The following is a 14,021-nucleotide window of genomic DNA, read 5'->3' as shown; positions in this document are numbered from 1 at the left end:
TTCAAAAATCCGCATAAGTTGTTATAGGAGCACCGGCTCTATCTAGTATGACGACTGCGTCTGTTTGTTTGCCATAGACCAAACCACCTCGTTTGTACCCCTCGCCTATTTGCTTACCCATATTCATTGGCTCTTTAGATGCAGCATGACCATTACGCCTGAATATTAGCTGAGCACGGTGAATAGCGTTCAACTGATCTCTATAACTGATAAAACGTGTCGCAGCACTAGGGATCTTTGGCTGACCAGTCTTTCTCCCGCTTGTGTATCTTTCAATAACTCCCGTTGTAGGGTTTCGTCCGGTCATTGCTCGCTCACGTTGCGACGCCAAACTAGTTTGCTTGCCATGTTTTTCTAGAAAATGAGCACCTGGAGTGGCCCTTTCCATCTCATCTAAACGTCGATATGCATTCGCTTCCGCCAGCTCATCGATACGCGCTCTTCGCTGATCCCCCGTCAGCTTCGGCAGCGCCGGCTCACCCTCATCAACCTTAACGCCAGTCGTATCATCCGGCGCTCCACACCGGGGCTTATTCGGTGGCGGGCAATTCCCGCTCAACCCCAACGGATCAACCCACCCCGTCGGGTTCGGCGTGTACTGATACTGGTTCAGCCCGCCCGCTAACTTGATCGGATCCGGCGTCAGGTACCGTCCAACCTCTGGATCATAGTACCGATGCCGGTTGTAGTGCAGACCGCTCTCAGCATCGAAGTACTGCCCTTGAAACCGCAACGGTTGCTCGAGCTGCTCTCCCCCACCAAACGCTAGGCGAGTGACTTTTCCGTAGGCGCTGTACTTCGCCGACCAGACGATTTCGCCCCTGTAATCCGTCAGTTCCTGCGGCGTCCCCAAGTGGTCAAGCTGGTAGTAAAACGGGCAAGCCTTGCGCGGGCCTTTGCCGTCGAGCATGGCCAGTGGGCGGAAGCTGCCGGGTTCGTAGACGTAGCTGCGGTAATGCTCGCGGCTGCTTTCGGCGATGAGGTTGTCGCCCTGCCAGAAGAACTCGGTGGTGTTACCGTCGACGGTTTTGCTGATGCGGCGGCCGAAGGCGTCGTAGCGGTAGGTCGCCTGGCTGCCGTTGGGCAGGGTGGCGCCGATCAGCCGGTGTTGGCAGTCGTAGCGGTACTCGGTGACGCGTTTTTGCGCGGTGCCGCGGCGCTCGCGGATCAGGTTGCCGAAGGTGTCGTAGTCGTAATGGCGGTCGCCTTGCATGAGCAGGCGGTTGCCTTTGACGGTGGTCGGGCCGGGACGATCCTGCATCAGCAGGTTGCCCGCCGGGTCGTGGGCGAAGCTTTCCGGTGGGTCGTCGCGGGTGTGGCGGACGCGGGTCAGGCGGTTGAGCGGGTCGTATTGGTAATTGCGTTGGCCGTGACGGGTGTCGGCGATGCTGTCGAGATTGCCGTTGGCGCTGTAGGCATAGTCGCGGCGATACAGCGTTTGGTGCTGTTGACTGACAGCGTGGGCTTTCAGACGGCCCTGATCGTCGTAGGCATATTCGCTGAGCAGCTGCCCCTGCTGGCGTTGCTGCTCGCGACCGAAGGCAAATTGGTGACTGGTAAGCCGCGCGCCGTTGAGGTCGATGGCCGTCAGCCCGCCACCCTTGGCGTGGTGGTAATCGAGTTTGCTGCCGTCCGGCAGGCGCAGGCGATTGAGCTGACCGCAAGCGTCGTAGCCATAACGTAGCGTGCCCCAGCCTTGGTGTTCGGTGATCAGCCGGTCTTGCTGGTCGTACTCGAACTCCAGCGGATGATCGTGACCGTCGTCGACGCTGATCAGTCGGCCGAGGCTGTCGTAGCGATATTCGACCTTGATGCCGTCGGGTAGGGTTTTGACCAGCAGGCGCCCGGCCGAATCCCGCTCATAAGCTGTAATCAGTCTTGAGCCATCCTCACCGAACTCGGTTTTCTCCAGCAGATGGCCGTTGAGGTCGTAGGCATACGCCGTGCGGCTACCGTCGAATCCGGTCTCCTGTCGGATCAAGCCATTGGGCGTGTAGTCCAGCCGATACTTTTCGCCGGATTCGTTTTCGATTTCCGTGAGCAACAGCTGGGCGTTGTCGTAGCGGTACTTCAGCTGGGTGCCGTCGGGATTGATCCGGCGGCTGACCAGGTGCAGATCGTCGATGTATTCGTAGCGGGTGACGCGGCCCAGTTCATCGCGTTCAGCGGTGATTTTTCCGTAGGCGTTGTAGCTGAACGCGCGGCTGGCGCCTGTAGGAAGCGTCGTCTGGATCAGTCGGCCAACGGCATCCCATTGGTAGTGGGTAACGGCACCGTGTTCGTCCTGACGGGTAAGCTGCCGCCCCAACGCATCGTAGGAAAACCGCCGCTGGCCACCGTCCGGCAGCGTTTCTTCGAGCAATTGCCCCAAGCCATTCCAGGCGAACACATGCCGACTGTTGTCCGGGTAACGGATCGACAGCAGCTGACCTTTTTCGTCGTAGTGATAGTGGCTGACATGACCGTCAGGATCGGTCGCTTCCGTGATGTCACCCTGGGCGTTGCGCTGATATTTCCAGACGGCTTTGCCGCGAAACCGTGCGTGCAGGAAACCGTTGCGGTACTCGTAGGCCGTCGGTTCGTCTTCCGGCGGAATCAGCGCAACCAGCCGTCCGACTTCGTCATAGCGGTATTCGGTGACGGCGCCTAACGAGTCTTGCTCGGCAATCAGCCGACCGTTGTCGTCGTAGGCCTTGAGGTGTTCGCCACCGTCCAGCTCGACCTTGCGCACCAGTCGCGCGCGATCGTCGTGAACGTAAACCTCTTCACTGCCATCGATGTTCTGGACGGTGACACTGCCCTCGTCATCCCAGACATAGCGCGCGTCCATCTGCGTAAACGACGCCCAATGCCGGATGCATCGGGCCGCCTTGCCGGACCTTTCCCACTCCCAGAAGAAACTCGCCCCACCAGCCAGTTGCCGCTGCAGAATCACGTGTTGGTCGTCGTAGTCGTAACGCTCGCTTTCGCCGGCGGCGTTGGTGGATTCGATCAGCTGATCGCGTTCGTCGTAGCTGTAACTGACCAGTGTCTGCTCGGTGTGCCAAGCCTCGTCGAGGGTCTGGGCCGGGACAAAAACCTGATAGTCGACGGCGACCAAATGGCTGCGGTCATAGCGCAATCGCAGGGCACGGCCGGCGCCATTGTCGAGGCGTTTGATGCGGTCTTGTCGGTCGCGGGTGATGCGCAGGCGGTTGTCGTAAGCGTCGCTGATGGTCGTCAGCCGACCGTTACGAAAGTGATAGAACCGCGCGTCGTCACCCGCCTGAACGAGGATCAATTCTTCGGGTTCATCGCCGAGATAAATCGCCGCCCGCGACAGGCTGTTGTGGATCGCCGGGCGCTCGCGGTTCGGCAGCGGAAAAGTCGTACGGCGGTTTTCGTGGTCGATCCAGATGACGGATTCGCCGTCGACCTCCAGTCGATGGGCGAGGCTGTGACTCCAGCCGAATCCGAGGCCGATATCGATCTCGGCGGCGCTGGTGCGATAGAGCCGGGTGAAGTCGAACGGCAGGATGCCATCCAGCGAACCGTCGGTGAGGGTCAGCAGTTCCTCGCCGGTGACCATCGAAACCGGGCATTTGTTGGTGGCGGTTTTATCGGCGGAATCGGCGCTGTCGCCGTTGGGGTTTTTCGCCTGATCCGGGACGTTGTCGTGGTGTTCGTTTTGCTTGAGCGTGGTATTGCGCTTGGCATCCCAGCGCAGTTGCATCCGGCCTTTTTTCATACCGGCTGCGATGCCCCTCGCGGCGACTTTTTTGTAGCGTTCGACGTAGCTGATGAAGCCATTGATGATCGTGAAAATCGCTTTGACGAGGCGCAGAACAGCGCTGAGTAATTGCGCAGCTCGATTAGCCAGCCGCATCGTCAAATAGGCGATACCCGCCCCCGCTGCAGCGAACGTCAGAACGACGCTAATCAGGATGTCGATCAACAGTTGCACCACCATCGTCGACACGGCTTCGGCGGTTTTGCCAGCGATCTCGCCGGGCGGCAGCATGTCCAACCAGAGGCTGGCAGTGCGTAACAGTAGGCACAGCGCCGCTTCGTCACTGGCCAATAGTTGGGCCTTTTCCATGACATCCGGAGCGGTTTTCGCGAGTTTCTTCAGCTCTGTGGCGCTCTCGCCCAACCGCTCACCAAATTTCCCGGGATCCTTGAGGATGTCCGAAAGCAGGCCGATGCCGTCCCACACGCCCTCGATCGCCGCCCAGCTTCCCGCGAGCATTCCATTGCCTGCAGCAACCGAAGAAGATTCCGACCATTTCGGCTTGAATGTCTTCCATTCATCACGCAGCCATTTCTCAAGTTCCTTCGTCAGGCCGTTGTAGGAAGAGAAAAGATCTTCAACTTGCTGCGATGTGACTTCGTTGTGGACGTGAATGCGGTAGAACTTGCCCTCGTCCCCCTTGAACGTCCCTTTGCCATTTTCATCAAGCGTGACAAGCGTCGTTTCGCCGTTCTCAAGCGCAATCACATCAACCTGAATATTCCCCACGGGAATGTCATAAACCGATTCAAACTTGCTCTCGATCTCTAGCTTTCCACCCTTCGGGCATTGCACGACGGAAGAAAAAAAATCGTCGTCACCACTGCTCACCGCAGTGCTGGCATCTCCGAACTTGATGATCCGCTCCATACCCATCAGCGAAGGCAAATCAGCCACGTGACTGGCCTTGTCCGCCGCCCGACTGAGCCAGTGCTTCAACTGTTCGCGGTAAAGGGAAAGGGTGTTTGGGAAACTGTCGAGCTCCTGCTCGATCCGTACGATCTGATCCATCAGTTCAGCTCCGCCATCAGGTAGTCCGCCAAGGCTGTTTTGGGTGCTTGCGGCAGGTCCGGTGTCTCAAGAAAGATCACGACCTTGTGGCGCAAAACGCTTTCGGAAAACGCCTCATAGAGATCAGGGCGGTCTTCACTCAACCACTTCAGTAAGTTGTTGATGCGAGTAGTCGCGGACTCGGCAGCGAGGTGTTTGAGCAGGGATTCAGAAACTTCCCACCACGGAAAAACCCGGGAACTGTTCAGCGCTTGCCCACCGATTTCGACCGATTGGCCGTTGATCAAACAGCGCCCGATCACCGGCATCAGCTGCGCAGCGTTGACCTCGGCAGACTGAAGAATCGACAGCAAATAACGCCCGTCCCAGAACCGGAAAAACACCGCATTACCGTTGGGCAACAGGACTTGAGTGAGGCTGCGAAGATGCTCGACCAACACCTCCTGAGGGGCAGAAGAAACCGCCAGCCAACCCCAATCGCGAGATTCGGTGTTGGCAACCCACTCCAGAAACTCACTGCCCGCAGCGACGATTCCGACATAGGGCATCACCGGTTCCCACTCGGCGTAAGCGGTGTCGGCCCAGATCGGACTGGGTGCTTGAGCGGAAATCGAACGCTGCCAGGCTTTGAACGGTTCAGCAGCGCTCGCGTTGCTGAAAACCGCGAACAACCGCTCGGAAGTCTTGAGCGGTTGGCGATCCAACCAGTCGTGGGGGGCCAAAGCATCAGGCTGCACAGACACCCTCCTTGCAGCGCTCACATTCCTCACAGAACGGCGCGTCGCTTTTCAGGCTCAGAATCTGTGCGGCACTCAGCAGCGCCGCCGGGACAGCGACAAGTTTCAGCGGCGTATCCGGCGAGTTCGGCGCAGCGGCCATGGCCGGCATCAATGCGCCACCGACCTGAATCGGTACGCTGCTGAAGATCCCGCCCGGCCCAATGTTGATCCACTGCCCGCCCGCCTGAATCGTCGCGCTGGCCCCGCCGTCGATCACCACTTGCTGGCCGGCGCTGACATGGAATTGCTGACTGGCATTCAGCGCCTGACTGGTCACCCGAATGTGTCGGTCACCCACGACCACCAGATGATCATCCAGCTTCACCTCGGTCTGGCGCTGGCCATGAGTGATGCGTTGCTCGTCGGCCTTCAGCTCATGGCGAGCGATGCCGGTGACGACGATGCTGCGGGCGTTATCGACCTGCACCTGTTGATCATTCAGTACGTGCTGAGTCCAGTTTCGCTGGGCGCGCAGGTAGATTTCCTCGGCGCCTTTACGATCCTCGATGCGCAATTCGTTGTAACCGCCGCCACCGGGACTGCTCTGGCTGCGGAAAATGCTGCGGGTTTTGTCAGCGGGTAGATCGAGCGGCACCGGGGTTGCGGCGTTTGGCAGGCAACCCATCACCAGCGGTTTATCGGTATCTGCATCGACGAATCCCACCAGCACTTCCATGCCGACTCGCGGGATCATCACGCTGCCATAACGGTCGTGCGCCCAGCCGGTGGCGACGCGCAGCCAGCAACTGGCGTGTTCATCGAGCTGACCGTCGCGGTCCCAAGCCAGCTGAACCTTGACCCGACCGAACTCGTCGCAATGGATTTCACTGTCGGTCGGGCCGGTGACCACGGCGGGTTGATAGCCGAGCATGCGTGGTTTTTCCGGCCCCAGCGGTGGACGAAACGAAACGTCCCACGGTGTTGCCAGAAAGGTATTGCGATAGCCCTGGAAATCATCCAGGCCGTCGCTGGTAACCGACTCTTCCAGCACTTGCGGCTGGCGGCCACGGTGTTCGATTTCGGTGATCAACCACAGGTCATTCCATGCCTGACGCGGATGCTCGGCCAGGTGCAGGAAGTGCCCGCTGACCAACGCCGATTCGTCGCCACGACCTTCCGCCTGACGGAAGTCGGCGTTGTGGCGCTCGAGTGCTCGTTGAGCCAGATGTTTGCCGTGTTCGCGATCAGTGAATTGGCCAGGAAAATGGTAGTCCTCAAGCACCGGTCGCAACTCACTGTCGAGGCGGCTTTCAAGTCGCAGGTGAGGTTTTTTGAAGTCGTAGTCGCGACGGGTTACCGCGGTCGTCCGGGTTCCCAGTCGCACGTTGAAACGTTTGATGGCCGGCGCACTCGCCGCCATTCCGCTGCCTGGCAGGTATAGCGTCGGCTCGGGCAGACGAGGGAAAACCGTCTGGTCATCACCAAACACCAGCAGGTGCCCGTCGAGGCTGTGCTGAAAGTGGTAGTGAATGCCGATCTCGGCACACAGCCGCTGGATGAACGCCAGATCGCTTTCGGCGTATTGCACGCAGTACTCACGAGGAGAGTAATCGCTGCCGAGCCGAAACTCGAAGGCATCGCGCTGGATGCCGTGGTCCTTGAGGATTTGCGTGACGATCATCGGCACGCTTTTGTGCTGGAAAATCCGCTGATTGATGCGCTGGCCCAGATAGGCCAGACGCGGCACGAGGCTGATTTGGTAGCCCGTCAGGCGTTGTCCGGAATCGCTCTGGCCAACGCGAAAAATCTGACCATGAATGCCGGCACCCTGCGCATCAAAACTCAGAAATGCCTGACGATGCAGCAGGCTTTCGAGTTCGATGTCCGGCCGTTCGCTGACCAGTTCCAGGTCAAAACGGTAGGGTTGGCTGATGGCTTCCGTGCCCGAGAACTCAAGTACCTTGAGTTCATTCTGGACGCCTTCGATCGTCAACGTGAAACGCGGTTGATTGGCAGGAGCGAACATCCGATGTGTCTCTGCAGAATGAAGGCGGGCGATTCTGCATGAGCAACAAGGGGCATTGATGGAGGGACAGGAGAATCAGATTTGCCCTACTTTTTTAGAGATTTCTCCTTCAAAAATCAGTGCATTTGGCTACAGACAACTCCTTCAAAACCACCACCAAATAATGTGGGAGCGAGCCTGCTCGCGATTGCGCCGGATCAGTCGACATTAATGTTGCATGATCCGGCGCTATCGCGAGCAGGCTCGCTCCCACAGGGAATTCACAGCGTTTCGAGATTTGCGTGGTCCAAAAAAAAACGGCCCGCCTCCAACAGGAGACGGGCCGTTTTTATATTCGGCGAAAGGTCAGAGCATCAGCTCATCCCCATCACTTATTCAGGCGGAAATCTGCCTCGGCAGCGGCGAAGCGCTGAAGCATGCCGTGAGTCGGCGTGCCCAGTTTGCTGACGATGTAGATGGCCAGGCTGGCGAAGATGAAACCAGGGATGATTTCGTACAGGCCCAGCAGTTCGAAGTGCTTCCAGACGATCACGGTGATCGCGCCGACCAGGATGCCGGCCAGTGCGCCGTTGCGGGTCATGTCTTTCCAGATCACGGAGATCAGGACAACCGGACCGAACGCAGCGCCGAAACCGGCCCAGGCGTAGCTGACCAGACCCAGTACACGGTTGTTCGGGTTAGCGGCCAGACCGATAGCGATCAGGGCAACCAGCAGCACCATGGCACGGCCGACCCAGACCAATTCAACCTGGGAAGCGGTTTTACGCAGGAAGGTTTTGTAGAAGTCTTCGGTCAGGGCGCTCGAGCACACCAGCAATTGGCAGCTCAATGTACTCATGACCGCCGCCAGAATGGCCGACAGCAGTACACCGGCAACCCATGGGTTGAACAGGATTTTGGCCAGTTCGATGAACACACGTTCGTGGTTTTCGCTCACTGGCATTGCCACGGCAGGGTTTGCCGAGAAGTAGGCAATCCCGAAGAAACCAACAGCCACGGTGCCGCCCAGGCACAGGATCATCCAGGTCATGGAGATGCGACGGGCATTGGCGATCGACTTCACCGAATCCGCCGCCATGAAACGCGCCAGGATGTGCGGCTGGCCGAAGTAGCCCAGGCCCCAGCCCATCAGCGAAATCACGCCGATGAAGGTGGTGTTTTTCAGCATATCGAAATTGCTTGGATCTTGAGCTTCGATCGCCAGGAACGTGGTATCGATGCCGCCGGTGGCCAGCAGCACGATGATCGGCGTCAGCAACAAGGCGAAGATCATCAGGGTGGCTTGTACGGTGTCAGTCCAGCTCACTGCCAGGAAACCACCGACGAAGGTGTAGGCAATCGTCGCCGCAGCGCCAGCCCACAGTGCAGTCTCGTAGGACATGCCGAAGGTACTTTCAAACAGACGGGCGCCGGCCACGATGCCGGAAGCGCAGTAGATGGTGAAGAACACCAGGATCACGACCGCAGAGATGATCCGCAGCAGGCCGCTTTTGTCTTCGAAACGGCTGGAGAAGTAATCCGGCAGGGTCAATGCATCGCCGTTGTGCTCGGTCTGTACACGCAGACGGCCGGCGACGAACAGCCAGTTCAGGTAAGCACCGACGATCAGACCGATGGCGATCCAGCTTTCGGACAGACCGGACATGTAGATAGCGCCCGGCAGGCCCATCAACAACCAGCCGCTCATGTCGGAGGCGCCAGCGGACAATGCAGTCACGACGCTGCCCAGACTGCGACCGCCCAGAATGTAGTCAGAAAGGTTGTTGGTGGAGCGATAGGCCATTAAGCCGATCAGCACCATTGCTGCGATGTAGATCACGAACGTGATCAGTGTTGGATTGCTTACGCTCATTAAGTGATGCCCTGGCTTTGTTTTTATGTAGCGGCAGAGTGTGAAACCGCCGACAAACGACAACGTTTGTTCAGACGATTTCGGGGCCCGCGCATTTATGACTGATGTTTCCCCAGGAAAGCCATCAGCCGGTGCACCTGTCTTTTTTGACCGGTTGCACCTTGGGCGCGAATGCTATTCAACAAAGCAAATAAGGTGCAACCAGTTTCTTGGGAATAAGTTGCACCTAGTCGGATTTTCCTGAAAAACCCCGTTTTTGCTCCCTTTTAGCGCAGTCCTCTCGGTTTACTAGAAGCAAAAGCACCAAGCAGGAGCGGTACGTTCGTACCGGAATTTAATTCCTGACGAGCTGCTTATAATTCCGACAAAAAAAGGGTTGCACCCGGTTGCACCTCGACGGTTGCACGGCTAATCTTGCCGCCAGCTGATGCCACGCGGTCGTGGCAAACATGAGGATAAAAATATGGCTACCACCACCCTTGGGGTCAAACTTGACGACCCGACCCGCGAGCGCCTCAAGGCTGCCGCGACCTCGATTGATCGCACGCCGCACTGGCTGATCAAGCAGGCAATTTTCAATTACCTGGAAAAACTCGAGGGTGGTGCAACCCTGACCGAGCTGAGCGGCCTGATCAGCAAAGACGCTGACGACGCCGGCGAAGTCCACGCTGACCACGCGCACCAGTGCTTCCTGGAATTCGCTGAAAGCATCCTGCCGCAATCGGTGCTGCGCGCTTCGATCACCGCCGCTTACCGTCGCCCTGAGCCGGAAGTGGTGCCGATGCTGATCGAGCAGGCTCGCCTGCCGGTCGCCATGGCCGAGGCCACTAACAAGCTCGCCGCCTCGATTGCCGAAAAACTGCGCAATCAGAAGAGCGCCGGCGGCCGTGCCGGGATTGTTCAGGGCCTGTTGCAGGAATTTTCCCTGTCGTCCCAGGAAGGCGTGGCGCTGATGTGCCTGGCCGAAGCGCTGCTGCGCATCCCGGACAAAGGCACCCGTGACGCACTGATCCGCGACAAAATCAGCACCGGTAACTGGCACCCGCACCTGGGCAACAGCCCGTCGCTGTTCGTCAACGCCGCCACTTGGGGCTTGCTGCTGACCGGCAAACTGGTCGCCACCCACAACGAAGCCGGCCTGACTTCGTCCTTGAGCCGCATCATCGGCAAGAGCGGCGAGCCGATGATCCGCAAGGGCGTCGACATGGCCATGCGCCTGATGGGCGAGCAGTTCGTGACCGGCGAAACCATCGCCGAAGCCCTGGCCAACGCCAGCAAGTTCGAAGCCAAAGGCTTCCGCTATTCCTACGACATGCTGGGTGAAGCCGCACTCACCGAGCACGATGCGCAGAAGTACCTGGCCTCGTACGAACAAGCCATCCACTCGATCGGCAAAGCGTCCCACGGTCGTGGGATTTATGAAGGCCCTGGCATTTCGATCAAGCTGTCGGCACTGCACCCGCGTTACAGCCGTGCGCAGTACGAGCGCGTGATGGACGAGTTGTACCCGCGCCTGCTGTCGCTGACCCTGCTGGCCAAGCAATATGACATCGGCCTGAACATCGACGCCGAAGAAGCCGACCGCCTCGAGCTGTCGCTGGATCTGCTGGAGCGCCTGTGCTTCGAGCCGCAACTGACCGGCTGGAACGGCATCGGTTTCGTGATCCAGGCTTATCAAAAGCGTTGCCCGTATGTGATCGACTACGTGATTGACCTGGCTCGTCGCAGCCGTCATCGCCTGATGATCCGTCTGGTCAAAGGCGCGTACTGGGACAGCGAAATCAAGCGCGCCCAAGTCGAAGGCCTGGAAGGCTATCCGGTCTACACCCGCAAGGTGTACACCGACGTTTCCTACATCGCCTGCGCCCGCAAACTGCTGTCGGTACCGGAAGTCATCTACCCGCAGTTCGCCACGCACAACGCCCACACCTTGTCGGCCATTTACCACATCGCCGGTCAGAACTATTACCCCGGCCAGTACGAGTTCCAGTGCCTGCACGGCATGGGCGAACCGTTGTACGAACAGGTTGTAGGCAAAGTTTCCGAAGGCAAGCTGAACCGTCCGTGCCGCGTGTACGCACCGGTCGGTACTCACGAAACACTGCTGGCGTACCTGGTGCGTCGCCTGTTGGAAAACGGCGCGAATACCTCGTTCGTCAACCAGATCGCCGATCAGTCCATCTCGATTCAGGCGCTGGTGGCCGATCCTGTGGCCAGCATCGAGCGGATGGCGACGCTGGAAGGCGGCTTCGGCCTGCCGCACCCGCGTATCCCACTGCCGCGTGATCTTTATGGTGCCGAGCGCGCCAACTCCAGCGGCATCGACATGGCCAACGAACATCGTCTGGCTTCCCTGTCCTGTGCTTTGCTGGCAACCGCTCATAACCACTGGAAAGCCGCGCCGATGCTCGGTTGCGCGTCCAGCACTGAAACCCCTGCGCCAGTGCTGAACCCGTCCGATCTGCGTGACGTGGTCGGCCATGTACAGGAAGCGACCGTCGAAGACGTCGACAACGCGATTCAGTGCGCCCTGAACGCCGCACCGATCTGGCAAGCCACTCCGCCCGCCGAACGTGCCGCGATTCTGGAACGTGCCGCCGATTTGATGGAAGGCGAGATCCAGCCGCTGATGGGCCTGCTGGCTCGCGAAGCCGGCAAGACCTTCGCCAACGCCATCGCCGAAGTGCGTGAAGCCGTGGACTTCCTGCGTTATTACGCGGTGCAGGCGCGCAACGATTTCACCAACGACGCCCACCGCCCATTGGGCCCGGTGGTGTGCATCAGCCCATGGAACTTCCCGCTAGCCATCTTCAGTGGCCAAGTCGCTGCTGCATTGGCCGCCGGTAACCCGGTACTGGCCAAGCCTGCGGAACAAACCCCGCTGGTGGCTGCTCAAGCCGTGCGCTTGCTGCTCGAAGCCGGGATTCCGGAAGGCGTGCTGCAACTGCTGCCGGGCCGTGGCGAAACCGTTGGCGCTCGTCTGGTCGGCGACGATCGGGTCAAAGGCGTGATGTTCACCGGCTCCACCGAAGTCGCTCGTTTGCTGCAACGCAACGTCGCGGGTCGTCTGGATGCTCAAGGTCGCCCGATTCCACTGATCGCCGAAACCGGTGGCCAGAACGCAATGATCGTCGACTCCTCGGCACTGACCGAGCAAGTGGTGATCGACGTGGTGTCGTCGGCCTTCGACAGCGCCGGTCAACGTTGCTCGGCGCTGCGGGTGCTGTGCCTGCAGGAAGATTCCGCTGACCGTGTCATCGAAATGCTCAAGGGCGCCATGGCTGAATGCCGTCTCGGTAACCCTGAGCGGCTGTCCGTGGACATCGGCCCGGTGATCGACGCCGAAGCCAAAGCGGGTATCGAGAAGCACATCCAGGCCATGCGCGACAAAGGCCGCAGCGTGTACCAGGTGGCAATCGCCAACACCGAAGAAGTCAAACGCGGCACCTTCGTGATGCCGACCCTGATCGAGCTGGAAAGCTTCGACGAACTGCAACGTGAGATCTTCGGCCCGGTGCTGCACGTGGTGCGCTACAAGCGCAAAGACATCGATCAGCTGATCGGTCAGATCAACGCTTCCGGTTACGGCCTGACGCTGGGCGTGCACACGCGCATCGACGAGACCATCGCCAAGGTGATCGACAACGTCAACGCCGGTAACGTCTATGTGAACCGCAACATCGTCGGCGCCGTGGTCGGCGTGCAGCCGTTTGGTGGCGAAGGCCTGTCGGGCACTGGCCCGAAAGCCGGTGGTCCGTTGTACCTGTACCGTCTGTTGTCGACGCGCCCTACCGATGCAATCGAACAATCCTTCGCTCGCGGCGACGCTATCGCTGCGCCGGATGTCCGTCTGCGTGATGCCATGAGCAAACCGCTGAAGGCCCTGCAAGCCTGGGCTGACAGCAACAAGTTCTCCGACCTAAGCGCCCTGTGCGTGCAGTTCGCGGCGCAATCGCAAAGCGGGATCACCCGTGTTCTGGCGGGCCCGACCGGCGAGCGCAACAGCTACGCCATCCTGCCGCGCGAACACGTGCTGTGCCTGGCGGAAGTCGAAGGCGATCTGCTGACGCAACTGGCGGCGGTATTGGCCGTCGGCGGTTCGGCGGTATGGCCGGAAGCTGAATTGACCAAGGCCTTGTTCGCACGTTTGCCGAAGGAAGTTCAGGCGAAGATCAAGCTGGTTTCCGACTGGAGCAAGGACGAAGTGCTGTTTGATGCAGCTCTGCATCACGGCCATTCCGATCAGCTGCGTGCGGTGTGCCAGCAAGTGGCCAAGCGTGCTGGCGCGATTGTTGGGGTTCATGGCTTGTCGCAAGGCGAGACCAACATTGCGTTGGAGCGTCTGGTGATCGAGCGGGCGTTGAGCGTCAACACTGCGGCGGCGGGTGGTAATGCCAGCCTGATGACTATCGGCTAAACCGCAATAAGACCGGGCATCCGCAATGGCTGCCCGGCATGCAAAATCCCCTGTGGGAGCGAGCTTGCTCGCGATAGCGGTGTGTCATCCGACATCTGTATTGGATGACACACCGCTATCGCGAGCAGGCTCGCTCCCACAATTGTTTTGTGGCGTCTGCTAAGTCGCTGCGCTGCTCCACCATCACGCTCATCAATCATCCTTTCAGCCCACCTTCCCCACGCCTA

5 protein-coding genes are annotated in these 14,021 nt (G+C 59.3%); 1 reads left to right on the top strand and 4 read right to left on the bottom strand.

The features are described from left to right. Position 1 precedes the first annotated feature (1 nt). From ACYZTW_RS03150 to putP, 4 genes are all read right to left on the bottom strand, one after another. A complete protein-coding gene (locus ACYZTW_RS03150) occupies positions 2-4,780 on the bottom strand; it encodes an RHS repeat-associated core domain-containing protein (RefSeq protein WP_462003693.1) in 4,779 nt (1,592 codons plus the stop codon). Further along, positions 4,780-5,517: a DUF4123 domain-containing protein gene (locus ACYZTW_RS03145; protein WP_462003692.1), complete on the bottom strand. Its 738-nt coding sequence runs from the start codon at positions 5,515-5,517 to the stop codon at positions 4,780-4,782. Before ACYZTW_RS03145 ends, ACYZTW_RS03150 begins: the two co-directional genes overlap by 1 nt. After that, complete coding sequence (locus ACYZTW_RS03140; protein WP_462003691.1) at positions 5,507-7,525, bottom strand: type VI secretion system Vgr family protein; 2,019 nt, start codon at positions 7,523-7,525, stop codon at positions 5,507-5,509. The genes ACYZTW_RS03145 and ACYZTW_RS03140 overlap by 11 nt, the downstream gene beginning before the upstream one ends. 367 nt (positions 7,526-7,892) lie before the next feature. Next, the gene (putP, locus tag ACYZTW_RS03135; protein WP_462003690.1) at positions 7,893-9,377 is read right to left on the bottom strand and encodes a sodium/proline symporter PutP; all 1,485 of its coding nucleotides are present in this window, start codon (positions 9,375-9,377) and stop codon (positions 7,893-7,895) included. 463 nt (positions 9,378-9,840) lie between these two features. On the opposite strand from putP, the gene putA reads away from it, so the two are divergent. Continuing rightward, positions 9,841-13,794 carry a trifunctional transcriptional regulator/proline dehydrogenase/L-glutamate gamma-semialdehyde dehydrogenase gene (gene putA / locus ACYZTW_RS03130; protein ID WP_462003689.1) on the top strand — a complete coding sequence of 1,318 codons (3,954 nt, stop codon included), beginning with the start codon at positions 9,841-9,843 and terminating at the stop codon, positions 13,792-13,794. Positions 13,795-14,021: the final 227 nt, after the last annotated feature.

It is taken from the genome of Pseudomonas sp. LB3P25 (assembly GCF_054897985.1).
The sequence above is the reverse complement of the archived record's forward strand: the minus strand, read 5'-3'. Positions and strand labels throughout refer to the sequence as shown.

Coding starts and splice junctions, on each gene's coding strand:
- ACYZTW_RS03150 (WP_462003693.1), bottom strand. CDS start 4,780: ATGGATCAGATCGTACGGATCGAGCAGGAGCTCGACAGTTTCCCAAAC.
- ACYZTW_RS03140 (WP_462003691.1), bottom strand. CDS start 7,525: ATGTTCGCTCCTGCCAATCAACCGCGTTTCACGTTGACGATCGAAGGC.
- putP (WP_462003690.1), bottom strand. CDS start 9,377: ATGAGCGTAAGCAATCCAACACTGATCACGTTCGTGATCTACATCGCA.
- putA (WP_462003689.1), top strand. CDS start 9,841: ATGGCTACCACCACCCTTGGGGTCAAACTTGACGACCCGACCCGCGAG.